Genomic DNA, 18989 nt, shown 5'->3' with positions numbered 1-18989 from the left:
TCAGACGGGCGGCTGCGGGACGTACTCGATGCCGAGACGGACCTGCTTGGCTCGCGCCGCACCTCCCAGACGCATGACGAGGTGCAGCGCCATGTCGATCCCGGCCGAGACCCCCGCCGAGGTGATCACGTCGCCGTCGTCGACGAAGCGCTCGTCCTCGCGCACGTCGATCGTCGGGTCGAGGCTGCCGAGCAGCACGGTCGACCCCCAGTGCGTCGTGGCGGCCCGGCCGGTGAGCAGGCCCGCGGCGGCATAGACGAGGGCGCCGGTGCAGACGCTCGTCATCAGCGGCACGGTCTCGGCCTGCTGTCGCACCCACTCGAGCCGCTCCTCGTCGTCGAGGTGGGCACGGGTGCCCTTGCCGCCGGGGTAGATCAGCACGTCGAGCTGCGGCAGCTCGTCGATCGTGGTGTCGGGCAGCACGCGCAGGCCCTTCGCGGCGGTGACCGGCCCGGGAGCGTCGCCGAACGTGATCACCTCCCAGCCGTCGCCGGGGTGCCCCTTCGTCCAGTACGAGAGCACCTCCCACGGGCCGATCGCGTCGAGCTCCTCGTACTGGTCGAACAGGAAGATGCCGATCGTCTTGGTCATGCCCCCAGTCTCGTCCGCCCGCCCCGCACGCGCACCGCACGCGCCCCCACTCCGGGGGCACGCGGCCCGCGCGGCCTTACGCACCCCCGACCCGCGCCGATAGAGCGCCCTGAGCACGGATCGCTCGACCCCTCGGCCACGGATCGGCCCCCAGACCACACCACACCCCGGACGGGCACCAATGCCGATCGAATCCGTGACCCAGGCGGCGCTGCAGAGCGCCCTCGACGGCCTCTCGCTGCGCCAGAAGACCATCGCCGCCAACATCTCGAACGTGAACACGCCCGGCTACCAGGCCAAGCGCGTGCAGTTCGAGGAGGCGCTCGGCCGGTCGGTCGCCCAGGGCGGCGGCGTGCAGGGGGCCGGCCAGGTGCAGGCGACCACGCAGCGCTCGCTCGAGCCGACGCGGCTCGACGGCAACAACGTCAACCTCGACACGGAGACGCTGTCGAACATCGACACGGTGCTCCGCTACCAGTTCGCCACGCAGGCGATGAACGGCGAGCTGACCAGCGTCCGCGCCGCGTTCAGGATGGGCTGATGACGGCCTTCGACGCGATCGGCATCGCGAGCACCGGCCTGACCGTGCACCGCAAGTGGCTCGACGCCGTCTCCGACAACATCGCCAACGTCGACACGGTCAAGTCGATGGACGACACCGCGTTCCAGGCCCGCTACGTCGAGGTCCAGGAGGGCGCCGGCACCAGCGGCGTCTTCGTCAAGGCCGACCGCTACGGCAGCGAGGCCGGCCGCGTCACCTACCTGCCAGACCACCCGCTCGCCGACGCCGAGGGATACGTGCGCATGCCCGACATCGACCTGGGAGCCCAGATGGCCGACCTGATCATGGCCCAGCGCGGCTACCAGGCGAACGCCGCCGTGGTGGACCGTGCCAAGACCGCCTACGAGGCCGCTCTCCAGATCGGCCGCGGCTGATGCCGGTCGGGGGGATCCCCGCCGTCGGCGCGGTGGCGCCGTCGGGCTACGCGGACGTGTCCGCGCTGCTGCAGGGCGGTGCGGTCGGGAACGCAGGAGGCGCCTCCTCCGTCACCGGCACGACCGGCGCCGCCAGCGCCTCCGGTGCCGCCTTCGGGTCGAGCATGGTCGGCGCGGTCGAGGGCCTGCAGCAGCTGCAGAGCCAGTCCAAGACGCTCGCCGTGAAGGCCGTCACCGGCGACCTGACCGACATCCACGACGCGACCATCGCGGCCACCCGTGCCCAGGTGACGCTCGAGCTCGTCGCCGCCGTCCGCAACAAGGGCGTCGACGCCTTCACCGAGATCATGAGGATGCAGGCCTGATGCCGACCGCAGTGCAGAACTCCCTCGCCCGGATGCGGGCGACCATGGGCGGCTTCTCCGTCGCCCAGAAGACCATCGCGGTCATCTTGATCGCCGCGCTCGTGCTCGGCACGGTCGCCCTCGTGAGCTGGCTGACGAAGCCGAGCTGGTCGCCGCTGTTCAGCGGCATCGAGCCCGCCGACGCGAGCGCCATCGTCGAGCAGCTCAAGGCCGACGGGGTGCCCTACGAGCTGACCGCGGGCGGCGGCACGATCCTCGTGCCCGAGGAGCACGTCTACCAGGAGCGCCTCACCGCAGCCGCAGCCGGCCTGCCCTCGACCAGCGGCCAGGGCGGCTACTCGCTGCTCGACACGATGGGCGTCACCTCGTCCGAGTTCCAGCAGGACGTCACCTACAAGCGCGCCATCGAGGGAGAGCTGGCCAAGACCATCTCGGCGATGGACGGCGTGAAGACCGCCAGCGTGCAGCTCGCGATCCCCGAGGAGTCCGTCTTCGTCGCCGAGCAGGAGGACCCCACCGCGTCCGTGTTCGTCGAGACGCAGGGCGGCGCGACCCTCACCAGCAAGCAGGTGCAGGCCATCGTGAACCTGACCAGCGCCTCCGTCGAGGGCATGGCAACGACCGACGTCGCCGTCACCGACTCGACCGGCGCCGTGCTCTCGCAGGTCGGCACCGGAGCCGTCGGCGGCGCCGGCGACCAGGTCAGCGACTACGAGTCGAAGGTCCAGACCGCCGTGCAGACGATGCTCGACAAGGTCGTCGGCCCCGGCAAGTCGTCCGTGATCGTCGCCGCCGACCTCGACCAGAGCTCGGGCACGAAGGTCACCGAGTCGTTCGCGCAGCCCACCAGCGGCCCGATCGCCCTGAACGAGTCGAGCACGACAGAGCAGTACGGCGCGGGCTCCGCGGGAGCAGGCGGCGCCGGCTCGACCGGCGTGCTCGGCCCCGACAACATCGCCGTGCCGAACGGCACCGGCACGGGCGCGGCCGCGGCCGGCACGCCGACGGCGACCGGCGACGACGGCTACGTCAACGAGTCCGCCACCAAGAACAACGCGGTCGACAAGGTCACCGAGACCATGAGCGTGCCCGCAGGAGGCGTCAGCCGGCAGACCGTGTCGGTCGCGCTGGACGCGAACGCGGCCTCCGGCGTGAACATGCAGAGCATCAACGACCTCGTGCGGAACGCCGCGGGGATCGACGCGGCGCGCGGCGACGCCGTCGAGGTCGCGCTGGTCGACTTCGACACCGAGGGTGCCGACGCCGCGAAGGCGGCGCTCGCCGCAGCCGACGCGGCTGCCGCCTCCGAGGCGATGTGGGGCACCATCCGCACCGTCGGGATCGCCGCGCTGATCGTGATCGCCCTGATCGTCGGGCTGATCGTGTTCGCGAAGAAGAACAAGCGCCACGACCGGGAGGACGTCGACCTCGGCGAGCTCTCGGCCGGCAACCCGGCCCAGACCTGGGACGCGACCATGCGGCTCGACCTCGACGACGCGGGCGCCGCCTCCCGCCGTCAGCTGCTCGCCGACGAGGCCGCCACCGTGGCCCTGCCCGTCGCCGCCCCCGAGCCCTCGCCCGAGTACGTGTCGGCCGAGCGCCGCCGCGCCGAGATCGACGCTCTCGCCGAGCGCGACCCGGAGAAGACCGCCGAGCTGCTGCGCGGCCTGATGGACGAGCGGGTCCAGTCGTGAGCGCGACCGCGGCCGACCTGACCCCGACGCAGGCGTTCGGCGTGCCTGCCGCGTTCGGTGCACCTGTCGCGCGCCCGGCGCTGACGGGGCCGCAGAAGGTCGCGGTCATCCTCATGCAGATGGAGCAGGCGCACGCCGCCGTCGTCATGAAGCAGTTCAGCGAGGAGGAGGCCGAGGAGATCACGGCCGAGATCGTCAAGCTGCGCCGCGTCGACCCTGCGGTGGCCGAGTCGGCCATTGCCGAGTTCCACGACCTGACCCGCTCGGGCCGCTACCAGCGCCGCGGCGGGCACGACGTCGCCGTCGGCCTGCTCGAGGCGTCGTTCGGCTCGGAGCGCGCCGCGGGCGTCATGGAGCGCCTCGCCTCGAACGCGATGGGCAAGAGCTTCGAGTTCCTCGACGAGGCCGACCCCGGCCAGGTCATCACCCTGCTCGACGGCGAGCTGCCGCAGACCATCGCCCTCGTGCTCGCGCACCTGCGGCCGCAGCAGGCCTCGGCCGTGCTCGCCGGTCTCGACGTCGCCGCCCGCACCGACGTCGCCCAGGCCATCGCCACGATGGGCACCGCGACCCCCGAGGCCGTCGGCATCGTCGCGACCACCCTCAAGGTGCGCGCTGGTGCCGTCGTCGCCCCGCGCGAACAGGTCGAGGTCGTGGGCGGCATCCAGCCGCTCGTCGAGATCATCAACCGCAGCGACAGCGCCACCGAGCGCGCCCTGCTCGACGGCCTGGACGAGCGCGACCCCGAGCTCGCCGAGGAGGTCCGCTCGCGGATGCTCACCTTCGAGGACATCGTCAAGCTCGAGTCGCGTGACATCCAGCAGGTGCTGCGCGGGATCGACGCCGCCGTGCTCGCGACCGCGATGAAGGGGGCGCTCGCCGCCGTCACCGAGGTCATCCGCGGCAACGTCTCGGAGCGCAACCGCGAGCTGCTCGACGACGAGCTGCAGTCGATGGGGCCCGTCCGCAAGTCGCAGGTCGAGGAGGCGCGGGCCGAGGTCGTGCGAGCCATCCGCGAGCTCGAGGCGCTCGGCACCATAACGATCCACCGCGCCGACGAGGACGCCCTCGTCGAGTAGCCCGCGCAACCGTGCCGCTGCTCACCTCGAAATCCGAGAGTGATCCGGCTGCGAGCGCCCAGCCCTGCCCGGTCCCGTGCCCTCGCAGGAGCAGATCTGTCTCGCTCTGCGACTGCGACGGCGACTGCCCGGTCGGCAAATGCCGACCGGTGAGGCCGCAATACGGGGATGTCCAGGTGCGAGAGCGCGTTCCGGGCTTGTTCTGTCGGGTTCTGTGGCGTCGTTCGCTGCGCCGCCCGCGCCTCCTTCGCTCAGGTCGGGAAATGCCGACCGGTGAGGCTGCAATACGGGGATATCCGGATACTAGAGCGCGTTCCGGGCTCGTTCTGTCGGGTTCTGTGGGGTCCCGCGCTGCTCGGACCGCTCCTCCTGGGCTCGCGACCGGATCACTCTCAAATTTGAGAGTGATCCGGGGTGCGATGGACATCGAGCCCAGGAGGCGCGGCCGGTCTGGGCAGGATGTGTCTCGCTTTGCAGGCGGCAGGCGGCAGGCGGCAGGCGGCAGGCGGCAGGCGCAGGCGGATGGCGGCAGGCGCAGGCGGATGGCGGCGCGAGGCGAGGCGACGCGAGGAGCGACGCCAGCCGCGGTCCTAGCCGGCGGCGATCTCGCGCAGCACGGCGAGGTGCGCGGTCCAGGCGGCTCGCCCCTCCGGCGTCAGCTTGAGCGAGGTACGCGGCCGCTTGCCGACGAATCCCTTCGACACCTTCACGAACCCCGCGACCTCGAGCGTGCTGATCTGCTTGCTCAGCGCGGAGTCGGTCACCTGGACGGCGTCGCGCAGGTCCTTGAAGTCGAGCTGGTCGGCCGCCGCGAGCGCCGCCACCATCGAGAACCGCACCGGCTGGTGCAGGGTCTCCGACAGCCGGAGGCGCGGGTGCGGACCGCGGGACGTGCCGTCGCCCCCCGCACCGGCGACGCTCCCCGACCCCGAGCCCGGGCCCGGGCCCGGGCCCGGGCCCGACCCCGCACCGTCGCCGCTCATCGCTCCGCCTGCCGGGCCTCGTGCGTCGCCGCGGCGACGGAGACGACCATCAGCGCGGCGGCCAGGACGCAGGTGCCGACGACGTCCTGGCCCTGGGACGAGCCGACGACGACCATCGCCACGACGTAGATCGCGAAGATCACCCCGAGGTAGAGGCCCCAGCGGCGGCCGAACCCGATCCGGTGCGACCTGAGGAACGCGAGCTGGAACACCACCACGACCCCGATCCAGACCAACAGCGCGATCATCGCCACGAAGTAGTTCGTCCCCGTCGTGAGCCCGAGGGCGAGCGTGCCGAGCGAGAGCACGGAGCCGAGCGACAGCAGCACGGCGACTCCCGGCCAGCCAGCCCGAGCGGTGGCGTGGCGCCCGGTCGAGTCGGCCTCGGCCAGCAGCCGTCGGGCCTCGTCCGGCGTGGGGAGCCTGGTCTGGTCGGTCATGGTCTCGTCCTCTCGTCGATGTGCTCCCACCCTAGGAAGTACTTTCCAATTAAGCAAGTACTTTCCAATCGATCCCGAGACGCGCTCCGCACCGCGCGCCCTGCCCCCGTTCGGGGCAACGCCTTACGCGCCCCCCGATCCGTGCCGAGAGTCGCACTCGAGCACGGATCGCTCGACCCCTGGCCACGGATCGGCCGCACAGCCCTCCCCCCGTCTGAACGGCCCGTCGATGCTCGATCCCGCGATCTCCGCCCCGGAGACGATCTCCGCCCCGGAGTCGTTCTCGCGCGTCGTCTACCCCTCGCTCACGGAGGCGCGGTCCGGGTCGACCACGACCGCCCACGCACTCGACTCCGGTCACGCCGGCACCTTCGGCACCCGCGGCGCCGGTCTCCCCTCCGCTTATCTCTCTCCCCACGCCGACCCCGACGCCGCCGCGCGCGCAGCACGAGCCGAGGCTCGCGGTCACGCGGCCGGCTACGCCGCGGGCCTGCGTGCCGCCGAGGCCGACCTCGCCGCCCGCCGCGTCGCGATGGAGGCCGAGCACGCCGAGGCCACGACGCGTCTCGAGCGCTCGCTGGCCGCCTCCTTCGGCGCTCTCGACGCCGCAGCCGAGGCGCTGCGGCAGCGGGTCGCGCCGGTGCTCGCCGAGTCCGAGGAGGTGCTCGTCCAGACCGCGCTCGACCTCGCCTCGGCCGTGGTCGGCTACGAGGTCGCGGCGTCAGAGCCTGCCCACGAGCAGCCCGCGCCGGCCCGGCCCGCCGCCGCCCACCCCGCCGGCCCGCGCGAGGGCCGCACCGCCCGCGCCGCCGTCGCCCGAGCCCTCGACGGGCTCGACCGCACGCTGGTCGTCGGCGTGCGCCTGCACCCGGCCGACCTGGCCGCCCTCGGGGACGCGGCCGCCGCCTCCTCGGTGCCGCTCGTCGCCGACGCCCGGCTCGCCCGCGGAGACGCCGAGGTCGACCTGCCCGACGGCCTCGTCGACGCCCGTCTCGTCACGGCTCTCGACCGTGCCCGCACCGCTCTGCTGGGGGCCTCGTGACCCCGACCGCCCCCGTCGAGACCCGGCTGGCCGCCGCACGCGTCGCCGCACGCCCGCAGCGTGTCGGCAGCGTCGTCAGCGCCGTCGGGCTCGGCATCACCGTGCGCGGCCTCGACGCCGCGGTCGGCGACGTGCTCGAGATCGGCGCCACCACCTCCGCCCTCGCCGAGGTCGTCGCGACCACCCCCGACGGCCTCCGCTGCATGCCCCTCGGCCGCCTCACGGGCGTGACGGCCGGCACGCCGGCGCGCTCGACCGGCCGCCCCCTCCTCGTCCCCACCGGCACCGGCCTCTTCGGTCGGGTGCTCGACGGCCTCGGGCGCCCGATCGACGGCGGGGGCCCCCTCCGCGGTCACGACGGCGCCGCCGTCGACCTCGTCCCGCTGCACCACGAGACCCCCTCGGCGATGCACCGTGCGCGGATCGACACCCCGCTGCAGCTCGGCGTCCGCGTGCTCGACACGCTCACGACGGTCGGGCGCGGGCAGCGCGTCGGCCTGTTCGCCGGATCGGGCGTCGGCAAGTCGTCGCTGCTGTCAATGATCGCGCGCGGCACCGACGCGCAGGTCAGCGTCATCGCGCTCGTCGGCGAGCGAGGCAGGGAGGTGCGCGAGTTCCTCGAGGACGACCTCGGTCCCGAGGGGCTCGCCCGCTCCGTCGTCGTGGTGTCGACCAGCGACGAGCCGGCGCTGATGCGCCTCAGGGCCGCGTTCGTCGCGACCCGGATCGCGGAGTCGTTCCGCGACCAGGGCGCCGACGTCGTCCTGATGATGGACTCCCTGACCCGCGTCGCCATGGCGCAGCGCGAGATCGGGCTGTCGGTCGGCGAGCCGCCGGCGACCCGTGGCTACCCGCCGTCGACGTTCTCGGTGCTCGCCGAGCTGCTCGAGCGCGCCGGGACCGACCGCGTCGGCTCCGTCACCGGTCTCTACACGGTGCTCGTCGACGGCGACGACCACAACGAGCCCGTCGCCGACGCGGCCCGCAGCATCCTCGACGGCCACGTCGTGCTCGACCGCAAGCTGGCCGTGACCGGGCACTTCCCGTCGGTCGACGCGCTCGGCTCCGTCTCACGCGTCGCCTCGAAGGTGACCACCGCCGAGCAGCGCGCCGCCGCGACGAGCCTCCGCAAGGTGATGGCCGCGCGCCGTGCCGCGCAGGACCTGCTCGACGTCGGCGCGTACCAGCGAGGCACGAACCCGCTCGTCGACGCGGCCGTCGACCACCAGGGCGCGATCGACGCGTTCCTCCAGCAGAGCATGGACGAGCGCGCCGACACCGCCGCCTCGTGGGCCGGGCTCGCCCAGCTGACCGCCCGACTCGGGGGTGCCTGATGGCCCGCACGTTCTCCCTCCTCGGGCTGCTGCGGCTGCGGCACGCCCAGCAGGACCAGGCCGCCGGACGCCTCGCCGAGGCGAACGACCGGCTCCGCGACGCGGCTGACCGCCGCCTCGCCGCCAAGCGCACCCTCGACGACGGGCCCGCCCAGGTGACGGACGCCGCCATGCTCAGCGCGATCGCCGCCTCCCGCGCCTCGAGCCGGGGCATGCTCGCCGAGCTCGACGCGGTCACGGCCCGTCGCCGTGCCGAGGCCGACGAGGCGCAGGCCGAGTTCCAGGCCGCGCGCCGTGCCGCCATCGGCCTCGAGAAGCTCGAGGCCGCGCACGCGGTCGAGGCCGCCGCCGAGGACCTCCGCACCGAGCAGGCCGCCCTCGACGAGATCGCCGGCCAGTCGTGGCGGGTGCGCGAGGCCGAGGCCGCCGCCTCCTCGACTGCTGCTGCTGCTGCCGCCGATGCTGCCCGGCCCGCGGGCACCCCGACCCCGACCCCGACGCCAGGAGGCGCACAGTGAGCCCCGTGAGCGAGGTCCTGTCCCGGATCGACGACATCAGGACGCAGATCGACCAGCTGCGGAGCGGGCGCGCGTCGTCCCTGCTCGGCACGGCGGCCGCCGCCTCCGCGGGGTCGGGCACCTCTGCGACCTCGGCCGGCGCCTTCGCGGACGCCCTCGCCAGCACGACCGGCGCAGGCGCGACCTCCGCCGCAGATGCCGCGGGCGGCCTCGCGACGACCCCCTCCGTGGCGGCCGTCAAGGGCTCCGTCGCGACCGGCAGCGGCGCGACCGGCGCCGACGTCGTCAGCGGCGCGAGGAAGTACCTCGGCGTGCCCTACGTCTTCGGCGGCGAGAGCGCGAGCGGCATGGACTGCTCGGGCCTCGTGCAGACCGTGTTCAAGGAGCTCGGCGTCTCGATGCCGCGCGTCGTCCCCGACCAGGCCCGGATGGGCGCCGAGGTGCCGTCGCTCGCCGAGGCGAAGCCGGGCGACCTGCTCGTCGCCAAGGGCGAGGGGCACATCGTGATCTACATCGGCGACGGCAAGGTGCTGCACGCGCCCCGTCCCGGCAAGGACGTCCAGATCGTCGACAACTGGTACAAGGACTCCGACCTCGCGACCATCCGCCGCGTCGTGCCCGCGACCGGGAGCGCCGCTGCCGCGTCCGCCTCGGCGACCTCGCTGGCCTCGCTGGCGTCGTCGCTCGGCGTGACCGGCACCGGCGCCGGCGCCGGCGCCGGTGCCGCCGGCGGGTCCGGCTCCACCGACCTGATGACCGCCGCGCTCCAGCGCATGATGAGCGGAGGGGCCGCCTGATGAGCGTCCTCCGCACCCTGCCGTTCGTCGTCCCCGGTCCTGCCGGCCGGGCTGACGCCTCCTCGGGGCCCGATCGTTCGCCGGTCGGGCGGCCGCCCGCGGGGCGCTCGTCGGTCGGTCACTCCGCCGCGGGCTTCGGCGAGGCGATGTCGTCCATCGCCCCGCGCGACCCGTCGCCGACCTCGACCCCGGCCTCCGGTGCAGCACCGGCCGTCGCCGGGGGCCCGGTCGCTGCTGCGGGACCCCAGGAGCGCGGGGCCCAGGATCGTGTCGCCGAGCACCCTCAACAGGCAGCGTCCCCGAAGGGGGCGACGTCCCTCCAGGCGGCGCTCGCCGCCGGGCTCGGCGCCTCTCCCTCCTCGGTCGCTGTCCCTCCTGGGGCTGATCCGTCCGCTGACGGATCAGCGACCCCTCCGCTCCCCGCGATCGCCGACCAGGCCTCGCTCCCGGCGCTGACCCTCGATCCGGCGCTGACCCCTGATCCGTCTCGTGACGGATCAGCCCTCGACCCGGCCGCCCTGAGCATCGATCCGTCTCGTGACGGATCAGTCGCTCCGGGCACGCCCGTCCCGACGCAGGGCAAGTCCCCGCAGGAGGCGGCCCTCGCGCAGGCCGCATCGGTCGCGGATCCGTCTCGTGACGGATCAGCCCTGGGCGCGACCCTCCTCGACACGCCGACCGTCGAGCCCTCGCAGGGTCAGGGTCGTGACGAGCCCGCAGGCCTGGTCGACATGACGGCATCCGCGACGTCGGCCGCGACCGCGACGTCGACCCCGGCCGCCGCCTCGGACGTGGCCGCGACCGGCGTGGTCAGCTCGCCCGGTGCGGCGACCGGCGGCTGGCCGCAGACCTCCGGGTCGTCCACGTCGCCCACGACGCCCGGTGTCCTCGCGGCGTCCTCGACGACCACACCGGGACAGCTGCCGCAGGCGGCGCCCGCGACGGAGTCCGCACGCCCGACAGCTGTCCCGGCGGCCTTCGCGACCGCCTCCTCGCCGACCGCCGCCGACCGCGCCCTCGTCGCCGACGCGGGCGTCGCGACGACCACCACGACCACCACGAGCGCCACCACCAGCACCTCGACCGCTGCCCTGCCCGTCGCCCCGCCGGTCGTCGCGCCGCTCGGCCCGGCCGCTCCGACAGCGGCGGCGGCCCCCACGGCTGCCGCCGCACCTCCTGCGGCTCCGGCGCCCCTCGGGCAGCAGCTCGCGCGCCCCCTCTTCTCGCTCGCGGCCGCCGGTGCCGGCACGCACGTCGTCACCGTCACGGTGAGCCCCGAGGCGCTCGGCCCGGTCACGGTCAGGGCCCACGTCGGAGCCCACGGCATGCACGTCGAGATGTTCGCCCCGACCGACGCCGGACGTGAGGCGGTGCGGGCGATCCTGCCCGACCTCCGCCGCGACCTCGGGGGAGCCGGGCTGCAGGCGAGCGTCGATCTCTCGAGCCAGAACCAGCCGTCCGACGACCGTGCCGACCAGCAGCGGCTGCTCGACCAGCGCGCGGCGCAGCAGTCACAGCAGGAGGCGCGCGACGGTTCCGCACAGCGCGACGCCTCGCAGACCGCCGGGTCGCGCGACCGCGGGGACGGTGCCCGTCGCGACGACCCCGACCCCGATCGCCTCCGAGCCGGCGCCCTCGCGGCCGCCGCCGGAGCGGGCGGGCTGCACCGCTCCTCCTCCTCGTCGCCGACCGTCTCGATCGACGTGCTGGCCTAGCGGCACGGCCCGCCGCCAGCGATACCACCCCTCCACAGCTCTCACCGCACCTCCCCTCCACAGGAAGACACAGCAGATGCCCTCGATCGACCAGATCTCCGGAACCGTCGACCCGACCGTGATGGCCGCCGCCCAGCAGTCGTCGTCGGCGCGCACGACGAAGACCGCCATGGACGGCGAGATGTTCATGAACCTGCTGGTCACGCAGCTGAAGAACCAGGACCCGTCGTCGCCGATGGACACCAACGCGATGATGGCGCAGACCACGCAGCTCGCGATGATGGAGCAGATCACCAACCAGACGACGACCGCGAACGAGGGCTTCTCGCTGCAGATGCGCACCTCGGCGTCGGCCCTGGTCGGTCGCGAGGTCAGCTACACGGGCCCCGACGGCAAGGCCGTCACCGGCACCGCGACGAGCGTCTCGTTCGCCGAGTCCGTGCCCAAGGTCACCGTCGGCGGGAAGGAGGTCGCGTTGGATCTCATCTCCGGCATCACCGCGACGCCCAAGGCCTAGCGACTCGCCCCCCCGCACTTCTCAGCACCGCCCCGGACGCAGGACGCGACCGGTCTCTCCGCGCAGGACGCGCCTCCTCAGCTCCGTCCGAAAGGCAGCTCCCATGCTCCGCTCCCTCTACTCCGGCATCTCCGGTCTCCGGTCGCACCAGACCATGCTCGACGTCACCGGCAACAACATCGCCAACGTCAACACCGCCGGCTTCAAGTCGTCGACCACGCAGTTCCAGGACACCCTGTCGCAGATGACCCAGGGCGCCGGAGGCCCGCAGACCGGCATCGGCGGCACGAACCCCGCGCAGGTCGGCCTCGGCGTGCAGGTCGCGGGCATCTCGACGAACTTCGCCCAGGGCTCGGCGCAGGCGACCGGCAAGGCGACCGACCTGATGATCTCGGGCGACGGCTTCTTCGTGACGCGCCTCGGCAACGACACCGTCTACACGCGTGCGGGCGCGTTCGACTTCGACGCCGACGGCCGCCTCGTCTCGGCCGACGGCAAGATCGTGCAGGGCTACTCCGCCACGAACGGCGTCGTCAACGACGGAGGCGCGGTGGGCGACATCATGCTGCCCCTGAACGGCGCGGCACCGGCCACCGCCACGACCGGGGCGAACGTCGCCGGCAACCTGCCGTCCGAGACCGCGGTCGGCGAGACCCTGACGCGCGACTCGAAGGTCTACGACGCGTTCGGCACCGAGCGCACGCTGACGCTGTCGTTCACGCGCACCGCGGGCGGCTGGAACGTCACCGGCACCGACGGCGTCGGGGCTCCCGGCAGCACCGCCCTCACCTTCACCGACGGTGCCCAGAACGGCGCCGGCTCGCTGACCGTCGGCGGCATCGCCGTCGACCTGTCGAAGATCACCGGCTTCGCGGCGCTGAACACCGTCGCCGTCACCGACCAGAACGGTCGCGAGGCCGGCACGCTCAAGGGCTTCAGCCTCTCGAAGGACGGCACCCTCGTCGGGCAGTTCAGCAACGGCGAGTCGCTCGCCGTCGGCCGGATCGCGCTGGCGACCTTCGCCAACCCGGGCGGCCTCGAGAAGTCCGGCTCGTCGGGCTACCGCGCCACGGCGAACTCGGGCAACGCGGCGCTCGGCGTCCCCGGCTCGCCCGGAGTCGGCTCGCTCTCGAGCGGCACGCTCGAGATGAGCAACGTCGACCTCTCGCAGGAGTTCACGAACCTCATCGTCGCCCAGCGCGGCTTCCAGGCGAACGCCCGCATCATCACCACCTCGGACGAGGTCCTCCAGGAGCTCACCAACCTGAAGCGCTAGCCGCTCGCTGCTGCAGCCGCAGCGCAGGAGGCGCGGGCCCGGTCCTCGAGACCGGCCCGCGCCTCCTGCGGTCTCGTCTCGCACCTGCCGCCGCACGCGCGTGCCCGCCCGCCCGCGCCCGCACCCCACGAACCCGCGCGCACCCTCGCGCGCGCCCGCGGGCCTGCGCGGGTCCCGAGGGTCCAGCTGGGGCCGGTCTCCGTGGCGGGCGCGCACCTCCACGCCCAGCCGCACCCGCACGTGTCCACTCCGATGTCGGCGGGTCGCCCGCACCTCCGAGTGCGGGGCGCGGGGGCGCGGGGTACGGCGGCCCGCCCTCCCAGCGCCTGCCGGGTAGACAAGATCGATGACGACGGGGACGGAGGCGCGGCGCAGCACGCGCCCGGAGCCGTCCGCCCCGCGAACTGGCACCCCCGACCGGCCCCGGCCCCGCCTGCGACCCGGCCTCGCGACGACGTTCGTCCTCCTCGGCGTGTACGCCGCCTCGCGCCTCGTCACGACGCTGTTCCTCGCTGCCGTCCACTCGCTCACGGCGACTGCGACCTGGGCACAGCACGACGGAGGCCCGGGCTTCGCGGGCTACCTCTCGTCGTGGGACGCCGTCTTCTACCGCGAGATCTCCGAGCAGGGCTACCCCGCCGAGCTGCCGCGGAACGACGACGGCCAGGTCGTCAAGAACGCGTGGGCGTTCATGCCGCTCTTCCCGGCGCTGGTGCGGGTCGTGCGGCCGGTGGTCGGCGGCGACTGGCTGATCGCGGCGATCGTCGTGGCGGTGCTGGCGGGAGCCGGTGCGACGCTGGTGCTCCACCGGCTGATGCTGACGCGGTTCGGTGCCCGCGCCTCCTTCTGGGGTGCGGTCTTCTTCTGCGTCGCGCCGATGTCGTTCATGCTGCAGGTGCCCTACGCGGAGTCGCTGTTCCTGCTGCTGATGTTCGGCGCGCTGCTCGCGATGACGGCGCGGCGGTGGGCCTGGTTCGCGGTGCTCGGCGTGCTCGCGTCGTTCGCGCACCCGGGCGGGCTGGCACTCTCGGCCGCGCTGGGCCTGACCTGGCTGGTGCGTCTGGTGCGGAGCCGCCGAGCCCGACGCCGGGCGGAGAACGAGGACGACCCCGAGCTCGCCCCCACGCCCCTCGCCGAGCACGTCCGCATCTGGGCGGCAGGGCTGATCGTCACGGCGGCGGGCTTCGCGTGGCCGGTCGTCGTGGCCGCGGTCACCGGCGAGCGCGACGGCTACTTCGCGACGGAGTCGTCGTGGTGGCGTGACTACATCGGATCGGACGGCTTCGTCCCCTTCACGCCGTGGTTCCGCTTCGGCGAGGCGATGGCCGGCTGGCTCGGGGTCGTGGCCGTGGTGCTGCTGCTCGCGGCGGTCGTGCTCGGGCTGGTCCGTCGGTCGCAGCGTCTCGGCCTCGAGCTGCAGACCTACGCGATCGGGTACGTCGCCTACCTCGTCGCGGTGTTCCTGCCGCAGCAGTCGAGCTTCCGGATGCTGATGCCGCTCGCACCGCTGCTGGGCGACCCGCAGCTGTCGGCCACGAGGAGGCGCGTGGTCGTCACGATCGTCACCGGCCTCGCGCTCCAGGTCGTCGCGATCGTCCTCCTCTGGACGGCCTGGCCGCCGTAGATCTCGTTCGCGTGGCGGAGGTGTCCGTGGAACGTCGCCCGTAGCGTCGTCGCAACGCACGCGTCGATCATGTCGGCCGTGACCTCGGCCGTGACCGTCGCGCACAGGACAGGAGCCCCACCATGACCATCGTCACCACCAGCGCCCGCGGCGTCGCGGCCGTCCTGATCATCATCGGAGAGCTGTGGAGCCGCCGGGCCCGCACCCGCGCCTCCGCCTCCGCCGCCTGACGACACCCTCCGACACGAAGGAGGCGCGGTGCCCGTCGAACGGGCACCGCGCCTCCTGCAGGCGGTCTCGCAGAGATCAGTAAGTGGGGACGTTGCCGACCTGCTCCATGATCATGGGCAGCAGCACCGTGATGTAGACGATGCCGAAGACGATCGACAGCAGACCGATGATGATGCCGGCGATGGCGAGGCCGCGGCCACGCTCGCCGGTCTTCTTGATCTGCGACAGGGCGATGAAGCTGACGACGACGCCGGCGATGTTGACGACGAACGCGAGCACGAAGCCGACGATGGCGAGCGTGTTGAACTTGGCCGATGCGCCGGGGGCCGTGGTGGCGGGGGTGTTCTGGTCGTAGGTCATGGTCGTGACTCCTCTAGAGCGGGGTGGCCTCGACGGTCGTCGGCCCGACGCCCAAGGTAGAGACTTTCTCGAGTCTGTGTCCGACCTGAGAGCGGTTCACCCCCAGATCACCCCCGAAGTGGTCACGTGCGACCGAGGTATCGCCCCTGCTTGTGGTTGAGGGCGAGCACGAGGTTGAGCACCACGGCACCCGCGGCCGACAGCAGCACGATCCAGGGCGAGACGACGGTGAGCGAGAACAGGATGATCACGACGTCGACGGCCATCTGCACGTAGCCGGCCCGCCAGCCGAGCTTCTCCTGCAGCACGAGCGCGAGGATGTTGATGCCCCCGAGGCTCGCCCCGTGGCGGAACAGGATCAGCAGTCCCACCCCGACGAGCAGGTTTCCGCCGAGCGTGCCGTAGACCGGGTCGATGTCGTCGATGTGGAACACGGCCGGGTGCAGGTACGACATGGCCGACACCATGCCGACGGTCAGCACGGTCCGCAGCGTGAACGCGAGCCCCTTCTTCCACACCGCGAGAGCGAAGAACGGCACGTTCACCAGCATGAACAACGCCCCGAACGACAGCGGCCCGGCGTAGTCGAGCAGCAGCGCGATGCCGGCGGTGCCGCCCGAGACGGCCCCGCTCACCTTGAGCAGGAACAGCCCGAAGGAGGCGATGAAGACTCCCGTCACCACCCCCATCACGTTCTCGACCAGGCTGTGCCGGTTGGCGTCCACGGTCGCGGCGGTCTCGGTCAGGGCCGGGTCGTCGACCAGCGGGGTCGCCGTGTCGGGCGACAGGGCGGCATCCGGCCCGGTGGACTCTGGAGTCGAGTAGACGGGCGTCGAGCCGGTGGCGGGGGCAGGTGAAGCAGGGGAGGAGGGCCGGGCGACAGGGGTGGCGTCGCGCGTGCCGTCGTTCGCGGGGGTGTCGGTCACCGCAGCATCTTGCCAGCCCGCTGTTGCGCGCATGTGTCGCCTGCCGCCTCCTGCGCTGCGTCCTCCCCTCCCGCGGCCGTCGGTCCCGACGCGAAAGCGACGAAACGGCGTGATCTTCCGCGTCGTCTTGTCGCTCCCGCGGAGGCACCCGACCCGCACCACGACCCGCACCTAACGACGCCCGGCCCCCTGCCGATAGTCACCCCTGAGCAGCTCAGGACGAGCAGCTCGCCCGCCCCACGGACGGTGGCGGGAGACACAGACCTAGGACGGGCCGATGATCGTCGTCACGCGACTCAACGACAGCAGATTCGCTGTCAACCCAGACCTGATCGAGCGCATCCACGAGACGCCCGACACGACGCTGATCATGGTTGACGGGGCGAAGTACATCGTCACCGAGCCGATGGCCGTGGTGATCGAGATGATCGCCCGCTACCGCGCCCGCATCGTCTCCCTGGCCTACGACGCGCCCGACCTCGTCGCCCCCGCGACGCAGCCGCTCGGCAGCCGGACGTCGACCGGCCCGCAGCTCGGCATCGTCCGCGGCTCGCGCGGCGAAGGAGGCGGCGGTCTCGTCAGCGCCCTCCGCCCGGCCGAGCAGACCCCCACGGCCAGCACCGCCACCGCCACCGCCACCGCGCCCGCGCCCGCACCGACCGGAGCCCGCTGATGGACCCGGCGACGATCATCGGCATCCTGCTCGCGTTCGGCGCGCTGTTCGGGATGATCAAGCTCGAGGGCGTCCACGTCGAGGGCCTGTTGCTGCCCGCGCCGATGCTGCTCGTCTTCGGCGCCACGATCGCGGTCGGCATCGCCGGCACGACGATCAAGGACGCGATGCTGAGCTTCAAGAAGATCCCGCACGCCTTCACGGGCAAGGTGATCCCGCCGCAGTCGGTCATCGACGACATCGTGGCGCTCGCCGAGAAGGCGCGCAGCGAGGGCCTGCTCTCGCTCGAGGCGGAGGCCGAGAAGGTCGAGGACCCCTTCATGAAGGGCGCCCTGCAGAACATCGCCGACGGCACCGACGGCGAGGAGCTGCGGATCCTGCTCGAGGACGAGATGGAGTCGCGTCTCGCCGCCGACCGCACGGCGAGCAAGTTCTTCAACAGCCTGGGCGGCTACGCCCCGACCGTCGGCATCATCGGCACGGTGGTCAGCCTGACCCACGTGCTCGAGAACCTCGCCTCGCCCGACGAGCTCGGCCCGCTGATCGCGGCGGCGTTCGTGGCGACCCTCTGGGGCCTGCTCAGCGCGAACTTCCTCTGGCTGCCGTTCGCCGGTCGCCTGAAGAAGCTGGCCGACCTCGACGAGGCGCGCATGACGCTGCTGATCGAGGGCGTGCTGGCCGTCCAGGCCGGGAGCCAGCCGCGCCTCCTGGGCGAGCGCCTCAAGGCCATGGTGCCCGTGCACTCGCTCGAGGCCGGCGCAGGCAAGGCAGGCAAGGGCGCCAAGGCGGGGGCCGGCGCCGACGACCAGGGCCTCGCAGCGTGAGCGGCGCGCGCGGCGGCCGCAAGAAGAAGGGCCACGCCGAGGAGGAGCACCCCGACGAGCGCTGGCTGGCCTCGTACATGGACATGGTCACCGTGCTCATGTGCATGTTCATCGTGCTGTTCGCGATGTCGAGCGTCGACCAGGACAAGTACATCGCCCTGCGCAACTCGCTCGCGACCGGCTTCGGCCAGACCGACGTCGGCAAGGTCGACACGGCGTCGGGCACCGTCGTCACGGTCAACGACGTGACGCCGGAGGGCCAGGGCTACTCCACCGGCGACGAGACCGACATGAGCAAGGCCTCCGCGAGCGGCACGGCCGGCACCGCCGAGGAGCTCGCGCAGGCGCAGGCCGAGCTCGACGACCTCACCGCCATCAAGGAGGCGATCGCCGCGGGCCTCGCCGGCTCCGGCCTCACCGCCGACGTGCAGTTCACGACCGACGCGCGCGGCCTCACGGTGCGGCTGGTCGGCTCTGAGACGTTCTTCGGCACGAACAGCGCCGACCTCAGCGACACCGCGCGCCGGGTGATGGACGCCATCGCGCCCGTCCTCCGCGGCGCCGGCCACGACGTCTCCATCGAGGGCCACGCCGACCAGCGCAGCTCGACCGCTCCCTACGCCACCAACTGGGAGCTGTCGTCCGCCCGTGCCACGCAGGTGCTGCGTGACCTGGTCGAGCGCGGCGGCCTCCCGGTCGAGCACGCGCAGGCCGTCGGCTTCGGCTCGTCCCGCCCCCTCTCGACGGGCGGCACGGAGGCCGACTTCGCGACCAACCGGCGGGTCGACATCGTCGTCCTGTCGAACCAGTCCGACGACGTGAGCGCGCTGCTGCCCCAGCTGCAGGCGGCGGCCGAGGGCGCAGGAGGCGCGGTGACGGCCGGCAGGAACGCCGCGGCCGAGAGCCCGCCCGCCGTCGAGGACGCCGCCGCGACCACGACGACCACGGAGAAGAAGACCGAGAAGACCGAGAAGAAGACCGAGGAGAAGTCGGACGACGGCTCCGAGGACGCGCACGCCGAGGGGGCCCAGTCCGGGGGCCACTGACGACCGGCACCTAACGAC

General features: G+C 72.9%; 21 protein-coding genes. 16 read left to right on the top strand and 5 right to left on the bottom strand.

The genetic code is table 11. The annotated features are described in order from the left end of the window. The gene (locus JOE35_RS15285) at positions 1–591 is read right to left on the bottom strand and encodes a DJ-1/PfpI family protein (RefSeq protein WP_209561752.1); all 591 of its coding nucleotides are present in this window, start codon (positions 589–591) and stop codon (positions 1–3) included. A 181-nt stretch (positions 592–772) separates the two neighbouring features. On the opposite strand from JOE35_RS15285, the gene flgB reads away from it, so the two are divergent. From flgB to fliG, 5 genes are read left to right on the top strand one after another with little or no spacing between them, the layout of a single operon-like run. Beyond that, complete coding sequence (gene flgB, locus JOE35_RS15280) at positions 773–1132, top strand: flagellar basal body rod protein FlgB (RefSeq protein ID WP_209561751.1); 360 nt, start codon at positions 773–775, stop codon at positions 1130–1132. Further along, the gene (locus JOE35_RS15275; protein WP_209561750.1) at positions 1132–1527 is read left to right on the top strand and encodes a flagellar basal body rod protein FlgC; all 396 of its coding nucleotides are present in this window, start codon (positions 1132–1134) and stop codon (positions 1525–1527) included. The genes flgB and JOE35_RS15275 overlap by 1 nt, the downstream gene beginning before the upstream one ends. Next, positions 1527–1892 carry a flagellar hook-basal body complex protein FliE gene (gene fliE, locus JOE35_RS15270; RefSeq protein WP_209561749.1) on the top strand — a complete coding sequence of 122 codons (366 nt, stop codon included), beginning with the start codon at positions 1527–1529 and terminating at the stop codon, positions 1890–1892. The genes JOE35_RS15275 and fliE overlap by 1 nt, the downstream gene beginning before the upstream one ends. Further along, positions 1892–3586: a flagellar basal-body MS-ring/collar protein FliF gene (fliF, locus tag JOE35_RS15265; protein ID WP_209561748.1), complete on the top strand. Its 1695-nt coding sequence runs from the start codon at positions 1892–1894 to the stop codon at positions 3584–3586. Before fliE ends, fliF begins: the two co-directional genes overlap by 1 nt. Positions 3587–3627: 41 nt before the next feature. Further along, positions 3628–4665 carry a flagellar motor switch protein FliG gene (fliG, locus tag JOE35_RS15260; protein WP_307803149.1) on the top strand — a complete coding sequence of 346 codons (1038 nt, stop codon included), beginning with the start codon at positions 3628–3630 and terminating at the stop codon, positions 4663–4665. 590 nt (positions 4666–5255) lie between these two features. On the opposite strand, the gene JOE35_RS15255 is transcribed toward fliG, so the two are convergent. Next, positions 5256–5648, bottom strand: coding sequence for a transcriptional regulator (locus JOE35_RS15255; protein ID WP_209561746.1), 393 nt, complete (start codon positions 5646–5648; stop codon positions 5256–5258). Next, positions 5645–6088 (bottom strand): hypothetical protein, encoded by a 444-nt coding sequence (locus JOE35_RS15250; protein WP_209561745.1) that lies wholly within the window; start codon positions 6086–6088, stop codon positions 5645–5647. Before JOE35_RS15250 ends, JOE35_RS15255 begins: the two co-directional genes overlap by 4 nt. Positions 6089–6317: 229 nt before the next feature. On the opposite strand from JOE35_RS15250, the gene JOE35_RS15245 reads away from it, so the two are divergent. The 8 genes from JOE35_RS15245 (at position 6318) to JOE35_RS15210 (ending at position 14911) form a co-directional block, all read left to right on the top strand. Continuing rightward, entirely contained in the window at positions 6318–7130 is an 813-nt protein-coding gene (locus JOE35_RS15245) for a hypothetical protein (protein WP_209561744.1), read from the top strand. Then, positions 7127–8464, top strand: a complete 1338-nt coding sequence (locus JOE35_RS15240; RefSeq protein WP_209561743.1) for a FliI/YscN family ATPase — start codon at positions 7127–7129, stop codon at positions 8462–8464. Before JOE35_RS15245 ends, JOE35_RS15240 begins: the two co-directional genes overlap by 4 nt. Continuing rightward, positions 8464–8982 carry a flagellar FliJ family protein gene (locus JOE35_RS15235; RefSeq protein WP_209561742.1) on the top strand — a complete coding sequence of 173 codons (519 nt, stop codon included), beginning with the start codon at positions 8464–8466 and terminating at the stop codon, positions 8980–8982. The genes JOE35_RS15240 and JOE35_RS15235 overlap by 1 nt, the downstream gene beginning before the upstream one ends. A gap of 5 nt (positions 8983–8987) precedes the next feature. Further along, positions 8988–9779, top strand: coding sequence for a C40 family peptidase (locus tag JOE35_RS15230; protein ID WP_209561741.1), 792 nt, complete (start codon positions 8988–8990; stop codon positions 9777–9779). Then, positions 9779–11494 carry a flagellar hook-length control protein FliK gene (locus JOE35_RS15225; protein ID WP_209561740.1) on the top strand — a complete coding sequence of 572 codons (1716 nt, stop codon included), beginning with the start codon at positions 9779–9781 and terminating at the stop codon, positions 11492–11494. Before JOE35_RS15230 ends, JOE35_RS15225 begins: the two co-directional genes overlap by 1 nt. Before the next feature lie 76 nt (positions 11495–11570). Beyond that, positions 11571–12011 (top strand): flagellar hook assembly protein FlgD, encoded by a 441-nt coding sequence (locus JOE35_RS15220; RefSeq protein ID WP_123547645.1) that lies wholly within the window; start codon positions 11571–11573, stop codon positions 12009–12011. Between the two features lie 103 nt (positions 12012–12114). Continuing rightward, complete coding sequence (locus tag JOE35_RS15215; protein ID WP_209561739.1) at positions 12115–13287, top strand: flagellar hook protein FlgE; 1173 nt, start codon at positions 12115–12117, stop codon at positions 13285–13287. 346 nt (positions 13288–13633) lie between these two features. After that, entirely contained in the window at positions 13634–14911 is a 1278-nt protein-coding gene (locus tag JOE35_RS15210; protein ID WP_209561738.1) for a mannosyltransferase family protein, read from the top strand. 306 nt (positions 14912–15217) lie between these two features. Here the strand turns inward: JOE35_RS15210 and JOE35_RS15205 are convergent, their stop codons facing one another. Further along, positions 15218–15502 (bottom strand): DUF4190 domain-containing protein, encoded by a 285-nt coding sequence (locus JOE35_RS15205; RefSeq protein WP_209561737.1) that lies wholly within the window; start codon positions 15500–15502, stop codon positions 15218–15220. 122 nt (positions 15503–15624) lie between these two features. Next, positions 15625–16428 carry a YitT family protein gene (locus JOE35_RS15200; protein ID WP_374099714.1) on the bottom strand — a complete coding sequence of 268 codons (804 nt, stop codon included), beginning with the start codon at positions 16426–16428 and terminating at the stop codon, positions 15625–15627. A 277-nt stretch (positions 16429–16705) separates the two neighbouring features. Between JOE35_RS15200 and JOE35_RS15750 the strand changes: the two genes are divergently transcribed. The 3 genes from JOE35_RS15750 to JOE35_RS15185 are packed head-to-tail and all read left to right on the top strand — an operon-like array spanning position 16706 to position 18971. Further along, complete coding sequence (locus tag JOE35_RS15750) at positions 16706–17101, top strand: flagellar FlbD family protein (RefSeq protein WP_245186130.1); 396 nt, start codon at positions 16706–16708, stop codon at positions 17099–17101. Further along, positions 17101–17925 (top strand): motility protein A, encoded by an 825-nt coding sequence (locus JOE35_RS15190; protein ID WP_209561736.1) that lies wholly within the window; start codon positions 17101–17103, stop codon positions 17923–17925. The genes JOE35_RS15750 and JOE35_RS15190 overlap by 1 nt, the downstream gene beginning before the upstream one ends. Beyond that, positions 17922–18971, top strand: coding sequence for a flagellar motor protein MotB (locus tag JOE35_RS15185; protein ID WP_307803113.1), 1050 nt, complete (start codon positions 17922–17924; stop codon positions 18969–18971). The genes JOE35_RS15190 and JOE35_RS15185 overlap by 4 nt, the downstream gene beginning before the upstream one ends. The last annotated feature ends 18 nt before the right edge of the window (positions 18972–18989 follow it).

Origin of the sequence: Frigoribacterium sp. PvP032, from assembly GCF_017833035.1 — a bacterium.
GTDB lineage: Bacteria > Actinomycetota > Actinomycetes > Actinomycetales > Microbacteriaceae > Frigoribacterium.
The sequence above is the reverse complement of the archived record's forward strand: the minus strand, read 5'-3'. Positions and strand labels throughout refer to the sequence as shown.

What these genes read in the sequence shown, in the direction of transcription:
- JOE35_RS15235 (WP_209561742.1), top strand. Translation starts at nt 8,464, where the DNA reads ATGGCCCGCACGTTCTCCCTCCTCGGGCTGCTGCGGCTGCGGCACGCC.
- JOE35_RS15245 (WP_209561744.1), top strand. Translation starts at nt 6,318, where the DNA reads ATGCTCGATCCCGCGATCTCCGCCCCGGAGACGATCTCCGCCCCGGAG.
- JOE35_RS15750 (WP_245186130.1), top strand. Translation starts at nt 16,706, where the DNA reads ATGATCGTCGTCACGCGACTCAACGACAGCAGATTCGCTGTCAACCCA.
- JOE35_RS15220 (WP_123547645.1), top strand. Translation starts at nt 11,571, where the DNA reads ATGCCCTCGATCGACCAGATCTCCGGAACCGTCGACCCGACCGTGATG.
- JOE35_RS15255 (WP_209561746.1), bottom strand. Translation starts at nt 5,648, where the DNA reads ATGAGCGGCGACGGTGCGGGGTCGGGCCCGGGCCCGGGCCCGGGCCCG.
- JOE35_RS15190 (WP_209561736.1), top strand. Translation starts at nt 17,101, where the DNA reads ATGGACCCGGCGACGATCATCGGCATCCTGCTCGCGTTCGGCGCGCTG.
- JOE35_RS15215 (WP_209561739.1), top strand. Translation starts at nt 12,115, where the DNA reads ATGCTCCGCTCCCTCTACTCCGGCATCTCCGGTCTCCGGTCGCACCAG.
- flgB (WP_209561751.1), top strand. Translation starts at nt 773, where the DNA reads ATGCCGATCGAATCCGTGACCCAGGCGGCGCTGCAGAGCGCCCTCGAC.
- JOE35_RS15210 (WP_209561738.1), top strand. Translation starts at nt 13,634, where the DNA reads ATGACGACGGGGACGGAGGCGCGGCGCAGCACGCGCCCGGAGCCGTCC.
- JOE35_RS15205 (WP_209561737.1), bottom strand. Translation starts at nt 15,502, where the DNA reads ATGACCTACGACCAGAACACCCCCGCCACCACGGCCCCCGGCGCATCG.
- JOE35_RS15250 (WP_209561745.1), bottom strand. Translation starts at nt 6,088, where the DNA reads ATGACCGACCAGACCAGGCTCCCCACGCCGGACGAGGCCCGACGGCTG.
- fliF (WP_209561748.1), top strand. Translation starts at nt 1,892, where the DNA reads ATGCCGACCGCAGTGCAGAACTCCCTCGCCCGGATGCGGGCGACCATG.
- JOE35_RS15225 (WP_209561740.1), top strand. Translation starts at nt 9,779, where the DNA reads ATGAGCGTCCTCCGCACCCTGCCGTTCGTCGTCCCCGGTCCTGCCGGC.
- JOE35_RS15285 (WP_209561752.1), bottom strand. Translation starts at nt 591, where the DNA reads ATGACCAAGACGATCGGCATCTTCCTGTTCGACCAGTACGAGGAGCTC.
- JOE35_RS15275 (WP_209561750.1), top strand. Translation starts at nt 1,132, where the DNA reads ATGACGGCCTTCGACGCGATCGGCATCGCGAGCACCGGCCTGACCGTG.
- fliE (WP_209561749.1), top strand. Translation starts at nt 1,527, where the DNA reads ATGCCGGTCGGGGGGATCCCCGCCGTCGGCGCGGTGGCGCCGTCGGGC.